18 protein-coding genes and 1 tRNA gene are annotated in these 22319 nt (G+C 64.5%); 12 read left to right on the top strand and 7 right to left on the bottom strand.

The genetic code is table 11. From position 1 onward, the window contains the following. Window positions 1–99: 99 nt before the first annotated feature. The 7 genes from IFR23_RS06805 (at window position 100) to IFR23_RS06775 (ending at window position 8366) form a co-directional block, all read left to right on the top strand. The gene (locus IFR23_RS06805) at window positions 100–624 is read left to right on the top strand and encodes a J domain-containing protein (RefSeq protein ID WP_192975228.1); all 525 of its coding nucleotides are present in this window, start codon (window positions 100–102) and stop codon (window positions 622–624) included. A 178-nt stretch (window positions 625–802) separates the two neighbouring features. After that, on the top strand, window positions 803–1807 hold the full coding sequence (gene cobS, locus IFR23_RS06800; RefSeq protein WP_056052421.1) for a cobaltochelatase subunit CobS: 1005 nt from the start codon (window positions 803–805) through the stop codon (window positions 1805–1807). A gap of 4 nt (window positions 1808–1811) precedes the next feature. Beyond that, window positions 1812–3635, top strand: coding sequence for a cobaltochelatase subunit CobT (cobT, locus tag IFR23_RS06795; protein ID WP_192975227.1), 1824 nt, complete (start codon window positions 1812–1814; stop codon window positions 3633–3635). 7 nt (window positions 3636–3642) lie between these two features. Next, window positions 3643–3900 carry a ribbon-helix-helix domain-containing protein gene (locus tag IFR23_RS06790; protein WP_107963993.1) on the top strand — a complete coding sequence of 86 codons (258 nt, stop codon included), beginning with the start codon at window positions 3643–3645 and terminating at the stop codon, window positions 3898–3900. A gap of 72 nt (window positions 3901–3972) precedes the next feature. Continuing rightward, window positions 3973–6456, top strand: coding sequence for a TonB-dependent receptor (locus tag IFR23_RS06785; protein ID WP_192975226.1), 2484 nt, complete (start codon window positions 3973–3975; stop codon window positions 6454–6456). A 58-nt stretch (window positions 6457–6514) separates the two neighbouring features. Beyond that, window positions 6515–7198 (top strand): Fe2+-dependent dioxygenase, encoded by a 684-nt coding sequence (locus tag IFR23_RS06780; protein ID WP_192975225.1) that lies wholly within the window; start codon window positions 6515–6517, stop codon window positions 7196–7198. A 64-nt stretch (window positions 7199–7262) separates the two neighbouring features. After that, window positions 7263–8366 (top strand): PepSY-associated TM helix domain-containing protein, encoded by a 1104-nt coding sequence (locus IFR23_RS06775; RefSeq protein ID WP_192975224.1) that lies wholly within the window; start codon window positions 7263–7265, stop codon window positions 8364–8366. A 160-nt stretch (window positions 8367–8526) separates the two neighbouring features. Here IFR23_RS06775 and IFR23_RS06770 read toward each other — a convergent pair whose 3' ends face one another. Together IFR23_RS06770 and IFR23_RS06765 are read right to left on the bottom strand one after the other, a co-directional pair. Further along, window positions 8527–13143, bottom strand: a complete 4617-nt coding sequence (locus IFR23_RS06770; protein WP_192975223.1) for an NAD-glutamate dehydrogenase — start codon at window positions 13141–13143, stop codon at window positions 8527–8529. Between the two features lie 76 nt (window positions 13144–13219). Continuing rightward, on the bottom strand, window positions 13220–14302 hold the full coding sequence (locus tag IFR23_RS06765; RefSeq protein WP_192975222.1) for a hypothetical protein: 1083 nt from the start codon (window positions 14300–14302) through the stop codon (window positions 13220–13222). Between the two features lie 200 nt (window positions 14303–14502). Between IFR23_RS06765 and IFR23_RS06760 the strand changes: the two genes are divergently transcribed. The 5 genes from IFR23_RS06760 (at window position 14503) to IFR23_RS06740 (ending at window position 19230) form a co-directional block, all read left to right on the top strand. Beyond that, window positions 14503–14578, top strand: a tRNA-Thr gene (locus tag IFR23_RS06760). Between the two features lie 366 nt (window positions 14579–14944). After that, window positions 14945–15802: a hypothetical protein gene (locus IFR23_RS06755; protein WP_192975221.1), complete on the top strand. Its 858-nt coding sequence runs from the start codon at window positions 14945–14947 to the stop codon at window positions 15800–15802. After that, window positions 15799–16110: a hypothetical protein gene (locus tag IFR23_RS06750; protein WP_192975220.1), complete on the top strand. Its 312-nt coding sequence runs from the start codon at window positions 15799–15801 to the stop codon at window positions 16108–16110. The genes IFR23_RS06755 and IFR23_RS06750 overlap by 4 nt, the downstream gene beginning before the upstream one ends. 1512 nt (window positions 16111–17622) lie before the next feature. Further along, window positions 17623–17862, top strand: a complete 240-nt coding sequence (locus IFR23_RS06745; RefSeq protein WP_244655495.1) for a hypothetical protein — start codon at window positions 17623–17625, stop codon at window positions 17860–17862. 852 nt (window positions 17863–18714) lie between these two features. Continuing rightward, window positions 18715–19230: a MucR family transcriptional regulator gene (locus IFR23_RS06740; RefSeq protein ID WP_342344884.1), complete on the top strand. Its 516-nt coding sequence runs from the start codon at window positions 18715–18717 to the stop codon at window positions 19228–19230. A gap of 93 nt (window positions 19231–19323) precedes the next feature. Here the strand turns inward: IFR23_RS06740 and IFR23_RS06735 are convergent, their stop codons facing one another. The 5 genes from IFR23_RS06735 to rpmF form a co-directional block, all read right to left on the bottom strand. Further along, the gene (locus tag IFR23_RS06735) at window positions 19324–19704 is read right to left on the bottom strand and encodes a MerR family transcriptional regulator (RefSeq protein WP_192975389.1); all 381 of its coding nucleotides are present in this window, start codon (window positions 19702–19704) and stop codon (window positions 19324–19326) included. 4 nt (window positions 19705–19708) lie between these two features. After that, window positions 19709–20008, bottom strand: a complete 300-nt coding sequence (locus IFR23_RS06730; RefSeq protein ID WP_107963972.1) for an integration host factor subunit alpha — start codon at window positions 20006–20008, stop codon at window positions 19709–19711. A gap of 94 nt (window positions 20009–20102) precedes the next feature. Next, entirely contained in the window at window positions 20103–21071 is a 969-nt protein-coding gene (locus IFR23_RS06725) for a beta-ketoacyl-ACP synthase III (RefSeq protein ID WP_192975219.1), read from the bottom strand. Then, window positions 21068–22096, bottom strand: coding sequence for a phosphate acyltransferase PlsX (gene plsX, locus IFR23_RS06720; RefSeq protein WP_121905083.1), 1029 nt, complete (start codon window positions 22094–22096; stop codon window positions 21068–21070). Before plsX ends, IFR23_RS06725 begins: the two co-directional genes overlap by 4 nt. Before the next feature lie 41 nt (window positions 22097–22137). Continuing rightward, window positions 22138–22317, bottom strand: a complete 180-nt coding sequence (gene rpmF, locus IFR23_RS06715) for a 50S ribosomal protein L32 (protein WP_056054400.1) — start codon at window positions 22315–22317, stop codon at window positions 22138–22140. Window positions 22318–22319 lie beyond the last annotated feature (2 nt).

The raw sequence follows: 22319 nt of genomic DNA, 5'->3' as shown, positions 1-22319 counted from the left end.
GTGGCGGACGACGGATACACAAACGATGGGCGAAAAGAGCGGAAAGAACGCCCCAGCCCACGGTTTCACGGCCGCGTGGAAGGGACGGGTCGCGTCTGCATGTGGCGCGACTGCGAGGAGCCTGGCGAATTTCGTGCGCCCCCGCTCGAAGGACCGAGCGACGGCGGCCCGCCGCAGTTCCGCTGGTTCTGCCTCGAGCATGTCCGCGCGTTCAATTCGGGGTATAATTTCTTCGACGGCATGACCGCGGACGAGATTCACTACGCGCAGCGCCCGTTGGCGGGCTGGGAACGCGAGACGCGCGCGTTTGCGCATGGCGGCGGCGACACCCCGCCGAAATGGGCGGACTTCGCCGACCCGATCGATGCGATCGGTGCAAGGTTCGGCGAGCGGATGGCGGCGGCGCGCAAGGACGGCCGCGTGCTGTCCGACGGCGAGCGGCGCTCGTTGCGCGTGCTCGGGCTCGGCACGGACACTGACCGGACGGCGCTGCGCAAACGCTACAGCGAACTTGTCCGCCGCTATCATCCCGATCGTAACGGCGGCGACCGCGCGCATGAAGCCGAGTTGCAGAAGGTGATCGCCGCCTACCAGCATCTGAAAGGTGCCACGGCGTTTGCCTGACGAAGCGGGAATGTGATCCATACTTACTCTGATCGATATTTCACGACGCGCCGGCCGGAACCGCACGGCTGGCGAGCGGTTCGTCTAACTCTTCCGGTCAATCGCCCGACCAATCGTACAGCGGCGGTTGAGTAACTGCCCGCGCTTGGCCTAGAGCTACCGGGAACACGAGGCCAACATGACCGATATCCCGAATACCCAGCCCGACAGCCGCGAGACCACGATCCTCGACGCACCCGACCGCATGGTGAAGGTGCGCGAGATGTTCGGGATCGATTCCGACATGGAAGTGCCGGCCTTTTCCGAAGCCGACGAGCGCGTCCCCGATCTCGATCCGGCGTACGTCTTCGATGCCGACACCACGCTCGCCGTCCTCGCCGGGTTTGCGCATAACCGTCGCGTGATGGTCCAGGGCTATCACGGCACCGGCAAATCGACGCATATCGAGCAGGTCGCGGCGCGCCTGAAATGGCCGTGCATCCGCATCAACCTCGACGCGCACATCAGCCGCATCGACCTGATCGGCCGCGATGCGATCGTGCTGAAGGACGGCCAGCAGATCACCGAGTTCCGCGAAGGCCTGCTGCCTTGGGCGTTGCAGACGCCGACCGCGCTGGTGTTCGACGAGTACGACGCCGGTCGCCCGGACGTGATGTTCGTAATCCAGCGCGTGCTGGAGACCGAGGGCAAGCTGACGCTGCTCGACCAGAACCGCGTGATCCGTCCGAACCCGTGGTTCCGTCTGTTTGCAACTGCCAACACGGTCGGCCTCGGCGACACCAGCGGGCTGTATCACGGCACGCAGCAGATCAACCAGGGCCAGATGGACCGCTGGAACATCGTCGTCACGCTCAACTATTTGCCCGCCAAGGTCGAGGCGCAGATCGTGCTCGCCAAGTCCGGCGAATACGACAAGCCCGAGGGCAAGAAGACCGTCGAGAACATGGTCCGCGTCGCCGACATGACGCGCAAGGGCTTCGTCAACGGCGACATCTCGACCGTGATGAGCCCGCGCACGGTGATCACCTGGGCACAGAACGCGCTGATCTTCGGCGACGTCGGCTTCGCGTTCCGCCTGTCGTTCCTCAACAAGTGCGACGAAGCGGAACGGCCGCTGGTCGCCGAATATTACCAGCGCGTGTTCGGCAAGGATCTTCCTGAGAGCGTGGTGGGTAAGGCCTGAGCCTTTGGCCAACGAAACCCCTCTCGATCGCTTCAAGGCGGTTCTTGCCGGCACGGCGCGTGCGATCTCGGAGGAGCCGGAGGTCGAGCTCGCGTTCACTGCCGACGCGCCGACGCAGAGCGGCAAGCACATCAAGGTGCCGATGCCGGCGCGCGCTCTTCCGCTCGAGCAAGTCGCTGAGGCGCGTGGGTTTGCGGACGGCTTCGCGCTTCGGTTAAAGCATCACGACATCGCGCTGCATAATCGTGCGGCGCCGGTCGACGCGGTGGCGCGTGCGGTGTTCGACTCGGTCGAAACCGCGCGGGTAGAGGCGCTTGGGTCGCGCGGCTATGCGGGCATTACCGAGAACCTCGAACGGGCGCTCGACGTTCGCCTTCGCGCCGATCCGATTACACGCGCGCGCAATCGTGACGAGGTGCCATTGTCGACCGCACTCGGCCTCATGGTACGCGAGCGGCTGACCGGGCAGGAATCCCCCGCGCTCGCCGCACCCGGTCTCGCGCTGGTGCGCGAGTGGATCGAGAGCAAGACCGACCTCGACGCGCTGGCCTACGCGCTCGACGACCAGAAGGCGTTCCAGGGTCTTGCGCGGAAGATGCTGCAGGAACTCGAACTGGTCGAGAGCGATCAGGTCCCCGAGGAGAGCGACGAAGGCGGCTCCGAGGACGAGGGCACCGACGAGCAGCAGCAGGACGAGGGCGACGAAGGCGACGAGCAGGGCGAGGACGGCCAGGGCGAAGTCGAGGCCCGCGGCGAACAGTCCGAGCAGCAGAACGAGGAAAGCGACGGCCAGGAGCAGAGCGACGAGTCGATGGACGACATCGACGGCGAGCCCGGCGACGACGGCGAGGAAGGCATGCAGCCGGTCCGCCCGAACCGTCCCTTCGCGGACATGGGCGGCGCGTTCGACTACAAGCCATGGACGACGCAGTTCGATGAGGTGATCGCCGCCACCGAGCTGTGCGACGCCGACGAGCTGGCGCGGTTGCGCGGCTATCTCGACCAGCAGCTCGTGCACCTGCAATCGACCGTGTCGAAGCTCGCCAACCGGCTCCAGCGGCGGTTGATGGCGCAGCAGTCGCGGTCGTGGGATTTCGACCAAGAGGAGGGTATCCTCGACGCGGCGCGCCTCGCACGCGTGATCGTCAACCCGACGCTGTCGCTGAGCTACAAGGCCGAACGGGAGACCGACTTCCGCGACACCGTCGTGACGCTGCTGATCGACAATTCCGGCTCGATGCGCGGCCGCCCGATTTCGATCGCAGCGATCAGCGCGGACATTCTCGCACGCACGCTGGAGCGCTGCGGCGTGAAGACCGAGATCCTCGGTTTTACGACGCGTGCCTGGAAGGGTGGGCAGAGCCGTGAGACCTGGCTCGCCGCGGGCCGTCCGCCGCAGCCGGGTCGCCTCAACGACATCCGCCACATCGTCTACAAGCGCGCCGATGAGCCGTGGCGCCGCGCGCGCAACTCGCTGGGCCTCATGATGCGCGAGGGGTTGCTGAAGGAGAATATCGACGGCGAAGCGCTGATGTGGGCGCATGCGCGTCTGGTCGCACGGCCCGAGGAACGTCGCATCCTGATGGTGATCAGCGACGGCGCGCCGGTCGACGATTCGACGCTCAGCGTGAACTCGGGTTCGTATCTCGAACGCCATCTGCGCCAGGTGATCGGCTGGATCGAGAGCAAGTCGCCGGTCGAACTGGTCGCGATCGGCATCGGTCACGACGTCACCCGTTATTACGCGCGCGCCGTGACGATCATGGACGTCGAGCAGCTCGGCGGCACGATCATCGAACAGCTGGCCTCGCTGTTCGACACCGAGTGATCACGGCTTGAGCGAGGGGCCGGGGATCGTCGCGCCATCGGACGGGTTTCACGGCCCGGTAAAACGATCGATCACGATTGCCGGCCACCAGACCTCGATCAGCCTAGAGCCCGTATTCTGGCAGGCGCTGGAAGCCGACGCGGTGCGCCACGGGCTGCCGCTATCCGCGCTCGTTGCCGAGATCGACGCGATCCGCATCGTCGCGGACGATCCCCCCAACCTTGCTAGCGCGTTGAGAACATGGCTCTTCAGTAACAATATGTGATAACCAGTCGCAATAGCGTTGACAGTGAGAACGACTCTCAATAGCGAGCCCCCAACTATCAAGGGGTTTCGCATGTCCGGTTTCTCGTCGCGCTCATCCGCCGCGCCTGCATTTCTGGCGCTTTCGTGCGTAGGATTCATCGCCAGCGCGCCCGCCTATGCCGCCGATCGTCCTGCCGAGGCGGCCAAGGTTCACGCGACGGACGATCAGGACAAGCAGCTCGAGCGCGACGAGATCGTCGTCAACGGCAAGAACGCGCCCGCGACCACGCTGGAGAGCCCGAAGGCAACGCGCAGCCTGCTCGACACCACGCAGACCGTGACGATCATTGGCGACCAGACGATCCGCAAGCAGAACCTGCTGACCCTGCGCGACGTGTTGCAGACCATCCCCGGCATCACCTTCGGCGCGGGCGAAGGCGGCGGCGGCTACGGCGACAGCATCAACCTGCGCGGCTATTCGGCCAACAACGACATCACGATCGACGGCGTCCGCGACAGCGCACAGTATAGCCGCAGCGAGACGTTCAACCTGCAACAGGTCGAGGTCTATAACGGCGCGAACAGCGTGTTCGGCGGTGGCGGATCGGTCGGTGGCACGATCAATCTCGTGACCAAGCGCCCGCAGGCGGAGACGCTGACGGTGGTATCCGGCGGCGTTGGCAGCGACGATTATTACCGCACGACGATCGATTCGAACGTCCGGGTCAGCGATCTGGTCGCGGTCCGCCTCAACGCAGTCGCGCACAAGAACGACATTCCGGGCCGCGACGTCGAGTATAACAAGCGCTGGGCCGTCGCGCCGTCGCTGATCGTCGGCGTCGAAGGGCCGACCAGCCTGACGTTGCAATATCTGCATCAGGAGGACGAGAACGTTCCGGTCTACGGCGTGCCGTATTTCCGTAACGCGGTGAACAACGGGCCGCTGCCGGGTGCCGACAATTCCGGCTATTACGGCATCCGCAACCTCGACGCGCAGGACATCACCGTCGACCAGGCGACCGCCACGGTCAGCCACAGCTTCTCCGACAAGGTCTCGATCCGCAATCTGAGCCGGTGGCAGCGCGTTCAGCAAGACTCGTTGACCAGCGCGCCGCAGGGTGTGTTCTGTCTGTCGACTGGGTTCCAGCCATTGCCGCTGACGAACGTCGCGACCACGCCTCTCACGTGCGCGGCGACGAGCGCGACCGGACCGCAGAACATTCCAGGCACCTATTATCCCAGTGGCCCGCGCGGTTTCGTGCGGAACCAGGAAAACCAGATTCTCTACAACCAGACCGATCTCCGTTCGGTCTTCGATACCGCCGGGCTTGAGCACACGCTGGTCCTTGGCGCGTCCTTCGCGCAGGAGGATTATACCATCGTCACGGGCAACACGCTGCGTACCGCGACCGGTGCGACGGTCGCGCAGCCACCGATCAACCTCGCCAACCCGAACACCGACTACACCGGCGCATCTAACTTCATCCAGGCCGGCCGGTCGCAGGGCACCACCAGCAATGCGGCCGTCTATGCCTTCGACACGATCAAGGTGATCCCGCAGATCGAGGTCAATTTCGGCTTGCGCTACGAACATGCCAAGGGAACGTTCCGCGCCGACACCTTCTCGGTCGTGCCCGACGCGACGCTCGGCAATTATACGCGCGGGCTGAACCAGACGAGCGACGAAACGCTGTTCTCGTACCGCGGCGGCATCAACTTCAAGCCGATCGAGACGGTCAGCCTGTATGCATCGTACGGCAATGCGACCACACCGACGTCTGCGACCGTCCGGCTCGGTTGCGGAACGCTGATCAATGCGCCCGCGGGTCAGTTGGACCCATGCGACGTAAAGCCGGAAAAGGCGGTGAACTACGAACTTGGCGCGAAGGCGGACCTGTTCTCGCGCAAGCTGCAACTTACAGCGGCCGTGTTCCGTAACGAGCGAACCAACTACCGCGTCGCCACGAACGACCCGATCGTCACGACGCTCGGCGTCAACGACGGCCGTTCGCGCGTCGACGGCATCGCGCTGGGCGCTAGCGGCAGCATCTCGCACGCCTTCTCGATCTTCGCCAACTACACGTATCTGAAGGCGAAGATCATCCAGAGCGTTTCGAACTTCTGTCTCGCCAATCCGGGGCCGGTCCGTACGACCGTCGGTACGGTCACGACGACGAACAATGCGTGCGGCAACTCGGCCGCGATCCTCGATACGCAGGCAGGGCAGGCGCTCGCGAATACGCCGAAGCATTCGGGCAGCCTGTTTGCGACCTACACGCTGCCGTTCGGTCTACAGCTTGGCTACGGTCTGACATATCAGGGTGCGTTCCCCTTGAACCAGAGCGCGCTGGCCACCCCGCTCGCGCCGACCACCGTGGTGACGCCGGTCTTCCACTCGGCGGATTACCTGACGCATCGTGCGTTCCTGTCGTACACCGTCGGCAACGGCCTGACCGCGCAGCTCAACGTGCAGAACTTCACCAACGAGAAATACTACACCGGCATCCGCAACAATGGCTGGGCGACGCCTGGCGAGGCGCGCTCGGTGCGGCTGACGCTGTTCTACAGCATGTGAGGCTCGGCGGCGATGCGGGCAGATTGCCGGTATCGCCGCTGCATTCTAGGGTGAAGCCATGTTGATCGCGATCCCCGATGTCCTCGATGCGGCCGGTGTCGCGCATGTCCGCACGCTGATCGACCAGGCCGAGTGGATCGACGGCAATGCCACGTCGGGGCCGCAAAGCGCGCTCGCCAAGCGCAACGAGCAATTGCCCGAGGACTCGGCGGCCGCGCGCGAGGCGGGCGGGATCGTGCTCGACGCGCTTGGGCGATCGGCCTTGTTCGTCGCTGCGGCGCTCCCTCTGAAAGTGTTCCCGCCGCTGTTCAACCGCTACGCTGGCGGCCAGGATTTCGGGCTGCACGTCGACAACGCGATCCGGATGAAGCGCGGCACCGATTTCCGCATCCGCAGCGACCTGTCCGCAACGCTCTTCCTCGACGATCCCGAGACGTACGACGGCGGCGAACTGGTGATCGAGGATCAGTTCGGTCCACAGTCGGTCAAGCTGCACGCCGGGCACATGGTCCTCTACCCCGCGTCCAGCCTGCACCGGGTGACGCCGGTCACGCGCGGGGTGCGTACCGCGTCGTTCTTCTGGCTCCAGTCGATGGTGCGTGACGACGGCGCCCGGCGGATCCTGTTTGATCTCGACCAGGGCGTGCAGGCGGTCGCGGTCGCACAAGGCCAAGGCGATCCGGCGACCGTGCGGCTGACGGGGGTGTATCATAACCTGCTGCGCCGCTGGGCGGACGCCTGACCCGCGATTGACGCGCGGCGATCCGCCTGCGACGCCGGCGCGAACAGGGCGGAGTGATGGGCGAATGAGCAAGCTGGCGATGCGGCGCGCGTGGTTCCAGATCCACAAGTGGATCGGGCTGGTGCTGGCGATCCTGATCATCCCGCTGTCGCTCAGCGGCGCGGCGCTGGTTTGGCATGACGCGCTCGACCGGATCGTCGATCCGGCGCGCTATGCGGTCTCGGGGAGGACCGTGGTCGGGCCCGACAGCTATGTCGCCTCGGCGCGTGCTGCGTTGAAGCATGGCGAGCGGATCGCGAATTTGACGATGCCCGACGACGACGGCCCGGTGGTCGTCGCGGCCAGTCCGGCCAGCGCGCCGACCCGGCCGGGGCCTGGCCAGCGGACGATGGTGTATCTCGATCCGCCGACCGCGCGCGTGCTCGAGGTGTCGCCCTCGAACGGCGGGCTCGTGCGGTTCCTGCACGTTCTGCACGGGAGCCTGCAACTGCCCGGCGTCGGGCGCTCGATCGTCGGCTGGATCGGCGTCGCGATGATGGCGTCGTGCTTCACCGGGCTGTGGCTGTGGTGGCCGACGGTGGGGAAGTGGACGCGCGGATTGCGGTTCCGACGGCACCGCGACGTCGAGACCAACCTGCATCACCTGTTCGGGTTCTGGATCGCGTTGCCGCTGTTCGTGCTGTCGCTGACGGGTGCCTGGATCTCGTTCCCGCAGGTCTTCGGGAAGCTCACCGGCGAGACGTCGCGGCCGAGAGGCGGTCCCGATCGCGGCGCGATGATGCGCGCAAAACCGCTGGCGTCGCCCGCGCAGCCTCTCGCGGTGGCGATCGGCAAGGCGCGCGGCATCGTCGACAATGCGTCGTTGCGGAGTGTCACGTGGCCGACCGACCTCAGCGCGGACTGGACGGTGACGTTTCAGGGCAGAGACTCGCCGATCGGTGTGAAGGTCGCGGACGACACCGGCGGCGCGACCGCCGCGCCCGCGCGGCCTCAGGGCGGCGTGGCGCGGTGGATTCGGCGGATCCACGATGGCACCGACATGGGGCCGCTGTGGCAGAGCGTGATTTTTCTCGGCGGGATATTGCCCGCGGTGCTGGCGGTGACCGGCGTGATCATGTGGGTGCGCGCACGCAAGTGGAAGGCGGAGTTGGCGGCGCGACGGGCGTAACCTGTCCCTCTCCCCTCCGGGGAGAGGGAAGGAGGAGCCTCTTGGCGACGGGAGGGTGAGGGGTAGTTAGGATCTGCGTCCCGAGCCCCATTCCCCTCACCCTCCCACGCGCAAGAGCACGCGGGCCCCTCCCTCTCCCCGCAGGGGAGAGGGGTAGCAGTTACCGCCCCAGCAGCACCCGCGCCTGACCGGCGATCTGCGCGAGCATCGCCGCGTTCGGCACCGCCGCATGGCGCGCGCGGTCGATCACCGCCTTGAACTGCGCCACCCGCGCCGCATTCGTCAGCAGCCACTTCTCGACCGCACCCTGCGGATCCTGCGCCCCACACCGCGCAAGGAACTCCAGCCGCAACTGCTGGAAATCGCGTGCCAGCCCGGCGACCAGCAACCGCTCCCAAGGATCGGTCGGACTGATCCGCGCCGCATTCGCCTGCGCCCAATCGAGCCCCAGCGCCTGCCCGAGATGCGTGAACGCCCGCGTCACCACCGCCTCGTCGAGCGCCATCCGCTCGCCAAGATCCGCCAGCCCGACCGCGCCGTCCATCTCGAAAAGGCGAACGACCTTGCGCACCAGATCGCCCGGTGCACCGACCGCCTCGAGCTGCCCCGCGATGCGGCTGCTCTGCGCGCTGGCCTCTTCGAGCAGCAACGCAGCAGTCTGGCTGTCGAGCTGCGTGATGCCCTTCGCCAGCCGCGCGAGGACGTCGCCCGGCACAGCGCCCGGTGCAGACACGCGCAACAAATCGGCGATCTGCGAGCGGGTCGCGACCGCCACCTCGTCGAACAGCGCGATCCGTGCCGCCTCGGGCATCACCGCGGTTTCGATCTCCGCCCACAGTGCCGGCAGGTCGAACAGGCGCTCGGCGACGACGAACATCGCCGCGATGTCGCCCATCGCCGCGCCTTCCTCTTCCGCCAGTTCGAACGGGTAGAGGATGCCCAATCGATTGACGATCCGGTTGGCGAGCTTGGTCGCGACGATCTCGGGCCGCAGCCGATGCTCGTCGATCGCTGTCTCGAACCGCTCGCGCATCGCCGCGGGGAAAGCGGCGTGCAGATCGGGTTTGAGCGCGTCGTCCTTCGCAATGTCGCTATGCTCGATCGCGTCCTGCAACCCGAGCTTGGCGGTCGCCAGCAGCACCGCCAGCTCAGGCCGCGTGAGCCCCAGACCATCCTGCCCGCGCCGCAGCAGGATATCGTTCGACGCCAGCCCCTCGACCGCCCGATCGAGCCTGCCGCCGCCCTCGAAGATCTCGATCACGCGGACATAGCTCGGCATCGCGACCGCGCCGTCCGCTTCCGCGATCGACAGCGCCAGCGTCTGGAGGCGGTTGTCCTCCAGCACCAGATGCGCGACGTCGTCGGTCATGCTGGCGAGCAGCGTGTTGCGGTCCTCGTACTCCAACCGCCCTTCGATCATCTCGCGGTTGAGCGCGATCTTGATGTTGACCTCGTTATCCGAGCAGTCGACGCCCGCCGAATTGTCGATGAAGTCGGTGTTGATCCGACCCCCGCGCGCCGAGAACGCGATACGCGCCGCCTGTGTGACGCCCAAATTCGCGCCTTCGCCGATCGCAATGACGCGCAGGTCCTCCGCGTTGACGCGCAGCCGGTCGTTGGCCGGATCGCCGACCGCGACGTTCGCCTCGGACGCGGCCTTCACATAGGTGCCGATGCCGCCGAACCAGAGCAGGTCAGCGGGCGCCTTGAGGATCGCCGAGATCAGCGCGCCCGGCTCCATCTCGCTCGCCGTCACGCCCAGCGCGGCCTGCACCTGCGGCGACAGCTTCACGATCTTGTCGGTGCGCGCGAACACGCCGCCGCCCTTCGAAATCAGGCTGGCGTCGTAATCCGCCCAGCTCGACCGCGGCAGCGCGAACATCCGGTTGCGCTCCTCCCAGCTGGTCGCTGGATCGGGATCGGGATCAAGGAAGATGTGGCGGTGATCGAACGCCGCGATGACCTTCAGCGTCTTCGACAGCAGCATGCCGTTGCCGAACACGTCGCCCGACATGTCGCCGCAGCCGACGACGGTGATGCTCTCGCTCTGCACGTCGAGACCGCGTTCGGCGAAGTGCCGCTGGACGCTCAGCCACGCGCCCTTGGCGGTGATCCCCATCGCCTTGTGATCGTACCCGACCGAGCCACCGGAGGCGAACGCGTCGCCCAGCCAATAGCCGCGTTCGAGCGCGAGCGCGTTCGCCACGTCGCTGAACGTCGCGGTGCCCTTGTCGGCGGCGACGACGAAATACGGGTCCTCGCCGTCGAGGATCGTCACGCCGTCCGGATGCACGACCTTGCCCTCGACGATGTTGTCGGTGATCGACAGCAAGGTGCGGATGAAGATCCGGTAGCTCTCGGTGCCCTCGGCGAGCCACGCGTCACGGTTCGACGGGGCAGGGAGTTGCTTCGGATAGAAGCCGCCCTTCGCGCCGGTCGGCACGATGACGGCGTTCTTGACGCGCTGCGCCTTCATCAGCCCGAGGATCTCGGTGCGGAAATCGTCGCGACGGTCGGACCAGCGCAGGCCACCACGTGCGACCGGGCCGGCGCGGAGGTGGATACCCTCGACGCGGGGCGAATAGACCCATACTTCGCGCCACGGCACGGGGGCGGGCAGGCCGGGGATCAGATGGCTGTCGAGCTTGAACGCGAGCGCTTCAGACGCGGCGGGCGTGAACGCGTTGGTCCGCAGAGTCGCCGCGATTAGGTTGCGATACGCACGCAGGATGCGGTCGTCGTCGATCGCCGTGACGGCATCGAGCCCGGCTTCGATTGCCTGGTCCGCTTCGATCGCGTTGCCGGGATGATCGGGGTGGTGGACCGCCGTGAACCGCGCGATCAGAGCGGCGGCAACCTTCGGCGCACGCCGGAGCGCATCGACGACGGTGGTCAGGCCATACGGAAGCCCCGCCTGGCGCAGATACCGGAACCACGCGCGGAACAGCACGATCGCTTCGGGACGCATCCCGAGTTCGACGATCAGCCGGTTGAACGCGTCGTTCTCGGCCGCGCCTTCCAGCACCGCCGCGATCGCGCCTTCGAGCACGCTCGCATCGCTCTGCTGCGCCGCGTCGTTCGCCTCAAGCACGAAGTCATGCACGAACGGCACGCTGTCGTCGCGCAACCGCGTCGGCAACTCGCCGATCACGCGGAAGCCGAAATTCTCCAGCACCGGGACTGCGTCGGACAGGGGGAGTGCACCACCCAGCTTGTAGATCTTCAGCTGCGGATCGGTGCCGGCTTCGCCCGGAACGAGGCGCACGCCGCGTGCATCCGCGTCGTTCAGTGCGGCGATGCGCTGGATGTCTTCGGCAGCTTCGGCCGCCGTGCTGAGATTGCGATAATTCTGCGGGAACGCAGCCGCCCATTTCAGCGCCAGACGCGCAGCGCGTGGCGGCGGCAACGTCTCGACCAGCGCGGCCTCGACGTCCGACACCCAGCCACGCACCATCCGCTGCAACCGCAGCGCAAGCGGCGCAACATCGGGCATCCGGCCATCGCCGCGCAGATCGAGCGTGTAGCGGATCATCGCGACCTCGCCGTCCTCCAGCGCGATCGACCAGTTGAGCACGCTGGCATTCGCCGCCTCCGCCAGCATGTCGCCGATCGCGACACGGCGCGTGTTGGTCACGTCGTCGCGGGGCAGCCAGACGAACCCGAACAGGTGACGCCCGAGCGCGGACTCGACCAGCACGAGCGCCGGCCGGGGCCGATCCGCGATGCTCATCGCCGTCAGTGCCAGATCCTCCAACGCATCGGGTGCGAACGCGATCACCAGGTCGTGCGGCAACGCCGTGAACGCATGCGTCAGCGCCTTGCCGGCATGACCACGCGGATCGAACCCGAATTTGGCCTTCATCGCCGCCAGGCGCGTGCGCAATACCGGCACGTCGCGCGGCATCGCGGCCAGCGCGGCGCTGGTCCACAGCCCGCTGTAAATCGACAGCCCGGCGACCGTCGCGCCCTCCATCACCGGCACCACGACCAAGTCGAGCGGGACGGCGCGGTGGACGGTTGAGATCAAATTCGACTTCAGCAGCAACGGTGCGTCGTTGCCCGCTTCGAACCACGCGATCGCGAGTGCGCGCGATGCTTCGGCGAGGATCGGCACGCGGTGTTCGTTGCGCGCGATACCGAGCGCGGCGTGACCGCTCCCGTCACGATGCCAGATCTGATGCCCGAGCAGAGTCAGATGCCCGTTCAGAAACCACTGCAACAGCGCGGCACCCTCGCCCTCGGGCAGCTTCGCGATATCGTCGTCGAGCGCCGCCTGCATCGCGCGCCAGTCGGTCACCGCCGCGCGGACGTCGGCCAACACGGCCGTGAGGTCCTCGATCAGCCCGCGACGGTCACGCGCATCGGCACGCTCCATCTCGAGATAGATCATCGATTCTGGCCGACCTGCGCCCTGGCCGTCCGCGTCGATCGCGTGCAGCGTGCCATCGGGGGCGCGCGTCGTTCGGACGACGGGGTGGATGATCCGATCGACCGCGATGTCCTGCGCGCCGATCGCCGCCGCGATCGAATCGACCAGGAACGGCATGTCGTCGTTGACGATCGCGAGCCGCATCCGCCGCCGCGTGTCGTCCGCACTGATCGGCTCGATCGCGATCGCCGGCGCGCCGTCGTCACGGTGCGCGGCGGTCGCGGCGACGAACGCCGCGGCCTGCGCGACCTCGCTCGCCCCGAAATCCCTCAGTTCGCCCGGAAGGGCCCGTTCGGTCAACCGGCCCGCGAGGGTTTCGGTGAGCGTCTTCAACGATTGGTTCGCCATAGGTCAGGGCCTATGCGCCTGCCTTCCGGCTAGCTCAACCCTTGTGGCAGGTGCGAAGGGATATGCTGCAACGCACCTAGATCGCGCCGTGCTCGGCCTCGGCGATCATGGTCAGGTCACCACCGAACCCGTCGAGAAAGCTTGGCAGTCCTCCGGTCGGCACATGGTGGCGCCGCGCATGCCGCAGGACCGTGGCGAACTCCGCCAGTCGCGCCGCGCCGAACGCGGGACCGAACACGAGCGTGACGATCCGTGTCGTCGTTTCCGTTTCGCCGGGACGGCCCGGCGCGGACCACAGCGCTGCACCGTCGTTGCCGTCATATTCGGCCGATACGGCGAGGTCGTGCGCCTGTCCGAGCGCCCGGTGGAGCGCCGCGCGGCCTCGCGTCTCGGCGTCACGGACTTGCGCAGCGCTCTCGCGGGCCATCGTCAGCTGATCGCCGAGCGGTCCGGCGATGACGTCCGCGGCCAGCGGATCGTCGTCCGATAGGATAGCCTGTGCCTGGGTGTATGGGATCGACGGTTCGGCATCGAACCCGCCGCTTGGACCATCGGCCCAGATCTGCGCCCCGCCCGACGGCGGGGACTGTGCGGGCGGGGTGGTGCTGACCGAGGCATGGAGTTCGGCCGACAGTGCCTCCAGCATGTCCGCGTCGGCGAGTTCCTTCCAGTTGATGACGCCGTAGATGAAGTCGATCGAGTCGCCGCTCGACGAGAACGGCATCAGGATGCCGCGGTATAGCGTCGTGCGGCCGCGGCTGCTGACGAACTCCGCCTCGAAGCCGATCGGTGCGCGGTTGGCGATGATCTGGAGGTAATGGTCGGTCAGGCGGGAGAGCAGCGAGCGGCTCGGCACGTCGGCGATCGTCGCGATCGGTCCTTCCAGCCCGCATTCCTCGCGCAGCGCGCGGCCGAGATATGCGATCTTCGGGTCGCCCATGCCGCGGCTGAAGTCGAGCAGCACGCTGTGCGGTCCGAAATCGGTGATCGTCTCGGGTTCGAGGTTGGCGATCGACGGGTAGGGGCGACCGTTCAGCAGCGACACCCAGTGGTTGTAGGCGCGGACGTGCATTCGTCGCTCGTCGCCGCCGAGGTCGAACATCACGTCGTTGACGCCGGCGTCCGCCATGTCGCGGACGAACGCCGTGCGCGCCTCCACGCCCCCGTGTTGCCCGTCGCGCCGGACTCCCATCGGTCCGTCGCTCAGCTCACAAACTCGATCCATGCCGACTGGCCCCCAAAGTCACCGTAATACATCTACACCCCCGTGGTGAACGACCCGTAAACACGCAAACCGCTTGTCAGCGCAAAAAAGCCCTGTTAAGCGCCGCCCCCTCGACCGGAGAAATCCAGCGTCGGGCCGCTTTAGCTCAGTTGGTAGAGCATCGCATTCGTAATGCGGGGGTCACAGGTTCGAGTCCTGTAAGCGGCACCAAACTACAAGCATTGCGCCTGACAGGCGATGACGTCGCGCGATGGCGTGCGTCGCGCTTGACTTGTAGGGTAATGTTGCTCAGATGTTCTCCCCGCAATAATAGGCGGGGATGGCATGGTCCAGACATCGAGCGGTTGTGAGCGGAACGCGTTTTCGCTGTGGTTGCGGACGGGTAAGGTGCCATCGGCGCTCAGTCCTGACGGTCTCGAACTAAAATTCAATCCATGGCATGATCCGGTAAGCGGCAGGTTTACCTTTGCAGGCGCGGGTCGCCATGATGGGTTTAGCAAGAGCGACACGACCAACACTGGGAGCGGTCGCCCGTCATCCCATGTCGGTCGCGCTCGGAGCCTCGATGATCATGATATGTCGCGCACTGCGGCGCGCCCGAAAGCCAAAGTGCCGCAGGCCAGTCCGATCGCGGGAGATGGCCAGAGGTCGGCAGAGAGCGGGTCGTTTACAGTGCAGTCCACGCACATTCCGGGGGCGCGGTTGGGTGACCAGCCAAACCCCATCGCTGAATTCGTCAGGGGCGTCGGTCTGGGACTTTACGATGTTGGGGAAGGAACGGTCGCAGGAGTCCGTACTGCGCTGACCACAAATCCGATCACTACTGTTCGCAGCGCCGGCCGCGGCATAGCCGGCATGATCGACACCGCGATCGCCGCCGAGGATATGCCCGCTCGCGTGCAAATCTCCCGTGCGGTAGGCTCGATCGGCAATGCATCGGCGCGTGATATCGGTAATGCCACGGGATCGGTTGCCGGGAATGTCGCGCTGGCGGTCGCGCCAGGGGCGGCGCTCTCCAAGGTTTCAGCGTGGCGCAGCCTGCGCATCGCGAGGCAACACGACACCTATAATCCGCCGCAGATCGGCTGGGTGAAGGAAACCCTCAAGCCCGATGAACCGTGGACAGCATATAATGATTCGGCGACTGGCGCCCGCGCAGGACAGGCGCCGACGCTCATGCGGACGATGCCGGACGGCTCGAAGCGACCGGTCAAGTTCGATGGCATACAAGGCGATTATGTTATCGATCGTAAGTGGGGCGTAAGGGACGCGCCGCATGCGCGAGCCCAAATATTGCGACAATCCCAGGTGTTGGCTCAACATCGACTGACTGGCACGTGGGAGGTTCCCAACACAGTTCAGAGGACAAAGGCGCTGAAAATACTGAAGAAGTTGAAGGTGACCAACATCAAAGTCAGGGTGGTGAAGCCATGATAGCCATACAGGTCGCCCGCATCATCGCTCGTTTCGTGGTTTTTGCAGATCTGACCGAGGCAGACCTGCTGGATCCGGATACCTCTGTCGAGATGATGGAAGTTCTGGGCGCACAGCTGGAAGCCCTGGAAAAGGGGTTTCTTCGCGAGTTGGTCGACGCCTTCGTTGTAGTCGCCGAAGAGTACGGCGGAGAAGCGCAGCAGGTGGTGCGTGACATCGCACACAGCTTCTATCTCGAAGAAGCGCTCGCAGCCGACGATCCGGCGAGACTGGCCGAGTTGGAAGCCTCGCGGGACGCGAGAGATTGAGACCGAGAGTACAGCAGCACCCGAACGACTCAGCGGTCATGGGATCACTATGTTAACACGGCCCCATCAGCGGTGATGGATATGAATTGTCTAATGATCTGAGTCCTCATCTTTACCCCCTGTGCGCCACACTACACGGAAGCTTAGCAGAACGACGCGGATCTCAACATCCGCTCGCGTCGCACTCGACTTGCAGGTAATGTTGCCCTGATGTTCTCGTCGCTATCGGGAGCGGGCAACGTGACCAGCGTACCTGACCAAAAGCGATATGCTTTCACGGTATGGCTGCGCACAGGTCGGCTGCCGCCTATGTATCGAGCCGCCGGACTCGAGTTCGAGTTCGGTCCATATCATGACCCGCGTGACGTTCGTTCACCTTTGCGCCAAGCGGGCAACGTGTACAAGTCGACGTGGGTTTTGGCTACGCAGGTTCTCAGTCTCGATCAGTCCGCTCTTCCGCAAATTCGGGAAGCGCTGGCAAAGTATGCCGCAAGCCGCGTCGTCAGCACTGCGGAACGTATCAGTATCGTGGACTGCAATAGACTCGCGACTTGGCTCGGGACCGCAACGGCCGCCCCTTGGACGTGGTGGTAATATCAGAGCTTTCGAGGGCCCGATGACGCTGGAGCATTCGTTCTTGGGCCTACGCGCCTCGCTAAGGCGAGATGATGTTTGCCGTTGCTGACAACCTGTTCGATCTGACCAGTCCCGCGAATGCGATGACCGCAGAGGTGCTGCAGAGTCACGCGAAAAAAAATTTTCGGAGTAGATCAAATCATCGATCCTCAATGGCATTACGATGAGCTCGTACCGATCGGTGCGCTCGGCAATCCAAGTAGAAACGGTGGATGGCCTGAGCGCGAGGGTGAACGACTTGCGCTTGCAACGGGCAAGTGGTCGTGCGAGCGAAGGAGGAATACGAGCCGCTCCAAGTCGAGATATTCCGCTTAGTGCAGCAGCATGCCGACCTCGCCTAAGATCGGAGAGTGGCACTGCTCAAGGCGGAACGCCTCACGCCAAGGTTGTTTGATCAGGAGGCGTTGGGCAACTATGTCGACCGGCAGGTTCGCTAAAACGTTCGCGACCGCTACACCTTACTGAGCATAGATGCAGCTGGTGCAGGACCCGTCCGGGTTAATCGCAGGGAGAACAATAGTTTGGGCAGCGATCTTACCTGCTGACCCCCAGGCGCAAGGATAAAGTACGTGGCATTCGATGTAACGCTCACGCATAAGACATTGAGCACTTCACAGGTCCGCGGCTTCTTAGACGCCGACTTTCGTCCGAGCCACGTGATCATTATCCATCCAAGCCAAATGGCAGCCGATCACACCCACGCCATTTCACGCCCGGAGGCGCAACGACGAGCAGCCCATTTTTCGACCCTCGGCCCTACGTCCCGGGATCGCTGAGTGAGTTCCACGACCTGCTGGGATCAATGGCTTGGATGCGCCGAGGTTCTTGGACCCGCTCGGTAATTTTCCATAACGAAACATACATACTATTTTTCATATGTTTGTTGAAGGATTGGGCGTCGTTCGTCACAAGCTTGGTGAGCAACGCTACGCGGTGCTTTTGGATCTAGCGGCTCGCGCGATGGCATTGTCCGTTGCCGACCAAGACGACACGAATGGCAATACCGACTGGGGACGTACCTTGCTATTAGAGATGGAAGACGTGCTTAGGGATTTCCGCAATCGCCGGGCGAAGGGAAATCTGCTAGATGAGGACGGTGAAATTATCGGCAACTGACGGTAATTCTGCAATGATCTGAGTGCCCATCTTCGACCTCTGTGAGGCACCACCTCACAAAAACCTTCGGTAAATCATCGTTCAGGCTACGGTCTCAAGCGGATTGTCGCATAACGGTATCGCACATGCCCCCCCCCAAAAAAAACTTTTCTAAGCTACTCAGATCGTTCAGTTCGGGTGCTCTGAAGTGTAGCGCAGAGTAGCAGGTGGAGTATGGCGTTAAGGCGCTTTGCGCCGGATGGACGAGACCTACCGGATCCAGATGTCGTTGTTGATCTGATGGATGCACTGGGTGTCGACCTCGAAGCTCTGGGCGGGGGATGTCTTCGCGAAATGATCGAGGTCTTCGGCGATTGCTACGAAATATGGGTGGGGCGCAGAAGATGGCGCGTGACGTCGTGCGTAGCTTCTATCTCGAAGGGGCACTCGTGGCCGACGAGCTGGCGAGGCTAGTGGAGTTGTAGGTGCTGCACGAAGCGCAGCATTGAACGCGCGGGCGTCATCAATCGGACGACGAAAGTGCGATGCAGCTATCGCGCGCTCAGCGGTGGTTAGGCCGAGTGTTGCTTGCCAGCCAGTACAAGCATCTCGTCGTTGGTCCGTCGTATCGCTTCTGGTCGAGCAAATCCTCAACTAAATACCCAGCCGGGGAATGAGGCAAGGTCAACGATCGGGTCCATTTATCGGCGCGATAGGCGAAATTGCGTCACTAGCATCTCTACATGAAGATGTTTTTATTAGCTAAGTGAACAAAAGGGCCTGTAAAGCGTATGCTGGATACCTTGGTGTTTATTCAGCAGCAAAGCCGCCGGTAGTTGCGACAGGGTCTTAATACGAATTCAAGGAAATAGCGTGACGGATACAATCAACACGGTCGAACTCGCCGCCGAACTGACTGCTGCGTGGCTGGCGAACCCCAATACGCGTACGGCTGCCGACGACGTGCCTGCATTTCTCGTCGCGATGCATGCTGCGGTCGAGAAACTCACCGGAAATGGCGATGTGGAGCCCGAAGCAGCGCCGACGTCTGCGTCCGAGCCTGCCGTATCGGTGCGAAAGTCGCTGGCATCGCCCGATCACATCATCTCGATGCTTGATGGCAAGAAGTACAAGACGTTGCGTCGGCATCTGTCGACCAATGGCCTGACGCCAGAGCAGTATCGCGAGCGGTTCAATCTGAAGTCGGACTATCCGATGGTCGCGGCGACCTATTCGGAAGCGCGCCGGGCGATGGCGAAGTCGATCGGTCTTGGCCGCAAGGCTGGCTCGACCGTCGAAAAGGCAGCCGACGGCGCGGCGAAGACGGTTCGCAAGGGCGGCAAGGCAGCATTGGATGCCGCAAAGAAGACGCTGGGCAGCGAAGCCTGAGTGCATGGGGGAGGGCACGGCCTTCCCCCCTTTTTCGACCGGCAAGATCGTGTCGGATATTGTTTCTACGGCCGCGCTTTTAGGCGCACCCGGCTAGGCCAAACTGCCGTCCTCGATCAGCGCTTCTGCGAGCAACGCGCGGATGGCGCGCAGTGCCGGGATTGGAGACGTGATCGTTTCCCGCACGATAGGCTGAGTCTTCTCCGCCGCCAGCAACTGCTGGACGCCGCGAACGGTATAGCCCTCGCGGTTGAGCAGCGTGTCGATCCGTCGCACCAGATCGATGTCCTCGGCGCGGTAATAGCGCCGATTACCTGCGCGTTGCAGCGGGCGAAGCTGCGGGAAACGCGTCTCCCAATAGCGCAGGATATGCTGCGGCAACCCCGTCTCGCGAGACAGTTCGCCTATCGTTCGAAACGCTGCGCCGGCTTTTCCAGTGGGAGGCGCGCCGCTATCGTCGGCGTCGCCCGACATTGATTCAGCCGGCACCGACGATGCGCTCACGCATCATCTGACTAGCGCGGAACGTCAGCACGCGGCGGGGTGCGATCGGCACCTCGATGCCCGTCTTCGGATTGCGACCGACGCGCTCGCCCTTGTCGCGGAGCACGAACGTGCCGAACCCCGAGATCTTGACGTTCTCGCCGCGCGACAGGGCGCCACACATCTCCGCAAGGATCTGTTCGACGATCTTGGACGAATCCGCGCGCGACAATCCTACGTTGCCGTGCAGCGATTCAGCCAGATCGGCTCGTGTCAAAGTACCGGTAATCGTCATTGGCAAGCTCCCACACTCGGTGAACTACCTACACAAGCAGACAGGCGACCGGAAGGACTTTGTTCTGCAAGCGAACCAAAGCGTTTCACAAGGATTAGAAGCGGATAACCGCCGCACCCCAGGTGAACCCACCGCCCATCGCCTCCAGAACGACGATCTGTCCTTGCTGGATCCGCCCGTCACGCACCGCGACGTCCAACGCAAGCGGCACCGACGCAGCAGAGGTGTTGGCATGCTGATCGACGGTCACGACCACCTTCGCAGGTGCGAGACCAAGTTTTCGCGCAGTCGCGTCGAGGATGCGGGCGTTCGCCTGATGCGGGACGACCCAGTCGACCTGGTCCGACGACAGCCCGGCCATCGCCAGCGACTCGGTCATCACCGAGGCCAGATTGGTCACCGCATGGCGGAACACTTCGCGGCCCTTCATGCGGAGCTTGCCGACGGTGCCGGTCGTCGAGACGCCGCCATCGACATAGAGAAGCTCGTTGTGACGGCCGTCCGCGTGGAGCTTCGTCGTCAGGATGCCGCGACCGCCTTCGTCCGCGGAGGCCTGCGCTTCGAGCACGATCGCACCGGCGCCGTCGCCGAACAGCACGCACGTCGTCCGGTCTTCCCAGTCGAGGATGCGGCTGAACGTCTCCGCGCCGATCACCAGCGCGCGCTTGGCGACGCCGCTGCGGATCATGCTGTCGACGACCTGGACCGCGTACAGGAAGCCCGAGCAGACCGCCGCGACGTCGAACGCGACGCAATCGTTGATGCCGAGCATTGCCTGCACCTTGGTAGCGCTGGCGGGGAAGGTCTGGTCGGGCGTCGCGGTGGCAAGCACGATCAGGTCAATGCTGTCGGCTTCGATCCCAGCCGCGGTCAACGCTGCGCGGCACGCGTCGGCAGCGAGCGTCGCGGTCGTCTCGCCGTCGCCGGCGATGTGGCGGAAGCGGATGCCAGTGCGCTCGAAGATCCACTCGTCACTGGTGTCGACCTGCTCCGCGAGTTCAGCGTTCGAGACGCGGCGCGCGGGCAGGGCGGAGCCGGTGCCGATGACAACCGAACGGATCATGCCGCCTTCTCCACGCTGCCGAGATCGTCGGCAATGCGCCGGATCAGGTCGTTGCGTACCATCTTGGCGGCGTTGCCGATCGCGGTCGCGACGCCGCGCTCGGTGGCGCCGCCGTGGCTCTTCACGACGATGCCGTTGAGCCCGAGAAAGACCGCGCCATTATGATTGTTGGGATCGAGGTGATCGCGCAGCAACTCGGTCGCCGGCCGCGAGATCAGGAAGCCGAGCTTCGACCGAACCGAACTACGAAACGCGCGCTTGAGCAGGTCGGCAACGAATCGCGCTGTGCCCTCGGCGGTCTTCAGCGCGATGTTGCCCGAGAATCCGTCGCACACGACGACGTCGACCTCGCCGCGCGACAGACGGTCGCCCTCGATGAAGCCGTTGAACTGCATGTCCACGGCCGGCGTCGCGCGCAGTTGAGCCGCCGCATCGCGAATCTCGTCCGTGCCCTTCATGTCCTCGCTGCCGATATTCAGCAGCGCGACGCGGGGGTGCGGGATGTCGAGCGCGGTGCGGGCATAGGCGGCGCCCATGATCGCGAACTGGACGAGGTTGCGCGCGTCGCACTCGGTGTTCGCGCCGAGGTCGAGCATCACCATGTCGGTGTCGCCAAGCGTCGGCAAACGCGCCGCGAGGGCCGGCCGGTCGATCCCGGGCAGCATCCGCAACGACAGCTTCGCCATCGCCATCAGCGCGCCGGTATTGCCCGACGACACCGCAGCGGCGGCGCGACCCTGTTTCACCAGGTCGATCGCGATGCCCATCGACGTCTTCTTGGCGCGACGAATCGCCTGGGTCGGCTTGTCGCTCGACCCGACGACTTCCGGCGCGTGGACGATCTCCGAATGCTGCGACAGGTTCGGATGAGCCTTCAGCCCCTCGCGAATCGCAGCTTCGTCGCCGACCAGCAGGAAGCGCATGCCCTCGAATTGATGACGTGCGCGGGCGACGCCGGCGAGCATCACTGCCAGCCCGTCATCGCCACCCATCGCATCGACCGCGATCCAGCCGCTGTCGGGCATCGCTTATCCTTCGTTCAAGTTAGAGGTTCCGGACGGAAGCCTCAGCCCTCGATCGAGAGGATTTCGCGACCGTTATAGTGACCGCACGAACCGCACAGGTTGTGGGGACGCTTCAGTTCGCCGCAGTTGGGGCATTCCTGGAACGACGCGATCGTGAGCGAGTCGTGGCCACGGCGCATGCCGCGCTTGGAGGGCGAGGTTTTTCTTTTGGGGACGGCCATTT

This window comes from Sphingomonas sp. CFBP 13603, assembly GCF_014892665.1.
In the GTDB taxonomy this organism is placed as follows: domain Bacteria; phylum Pseudomonadota; class Alphaproteobacteria; order Sphingomonadales; family Sphingomonadaceae; genus Sphingomonas.
Note: the sequence above shows the minus strand (reverse complement) of the source record. Positions and strands in the feature narration are given on the sequence as shown.

Bases quoted from the DNA above. Each gene is read 5' to 3' on its own strand.
- IFR23_RS06730 (WP_107963972.1), bottom strand. From the start codon at position 20,008: ATGACGATTACCGGTACTTTGACACGAGCCGATCTGGCTGAATCGCTG.
- IFR23_RS06745 (WP_244655495.1), top strand. From the start codon at position 17,623: ATGTTTGTTGAAGGATTGGGCGTCGTTCGTCACAAGCTTGGTGAGCAA.
- plsX (WP_121905083.1), bottom strand. From the start codon at position 22,096: ATGCCCGACAGCGGCTGGATCGCGGTCGATGCGATGGGTGGCGATGAC.
- IFR23_RS06805 (WP_192975228.1), top strand. From the start codon at position 100: ATGTGGCGCGACTGCGAGGAGCCTGGCGAATTTCGTGCGCCCCCGCTC.
- IFR23_RS06755 (WP_192975221.1), top strand. From the start codon at position 14,945: ATGTCGCGCACTGCGGCGCGCCCGAAAGCCAAAGTGCCGCAGGCCAGT.
- IFR23_RS06750 (WP_192975220.1), top strand. From the start codon at position 15,799: ATGATAGCCATACAGGTCGCCCGCATCATCGCTCGTTTCGTGGTTTTT.
- IFR23_RS06735 (WP_192975389.1), bottom strand. From the start codon at position 19,704: ATGTCGGGCGACGCCGACGATAGCGGCGCGCCTCCCACTGGAAAAGCC.
- IFR23_RS06775 (WP_192975224.1), top strand. From the start codon at position 7,263: ATGAGCAAGCTGGCGATGCGGCGCGCGTGGTTCCAGATCCACAAGTGG.
- rpmF (WP_056054400.1), bottom strand. From the start codon at position 22,317: ATGGCCGTCCCCAAAAGAAAAACCTCGCCCTCCAAGCGCGGCATGCGC.
- IFR23_RS06725 (WP_192975219.1), bottom strand. From the start codon at position 21,071: ATGATCCGTTCGGTTGTCATCGGCACCGGCTCCGCCCTGCCCGCGCGC.
- IFR23_RS06770 (WP_192975223.1), bottom strand. From the start codon at position 13,143: ATGGCGAACCAATCGTTGAAGACGCTCACCGAAACCCTCGCGGGCCGG.
- IFR23_RS06785 (WP_192975226.1), top strand. From the start codon at position 3,973: ATGTCCGGTTTCTCGTCGCGCTCATCCGCCGCGCCTGCATTTCTGGCG.
- cobS (WP_056052421.1), top strand. From the start codon at position 803: ATGACCGATATCCCGAATACCCAGCCCGACAGCCGCGAGACCACGATC.
- IFR23_RS06780 (WP_192975225.1), top strand. From the start codon at position 6,515: ATGTTGATCGCGATCCCCGATGTCCTCGATGCGGCCGGTGTCGCGCAT.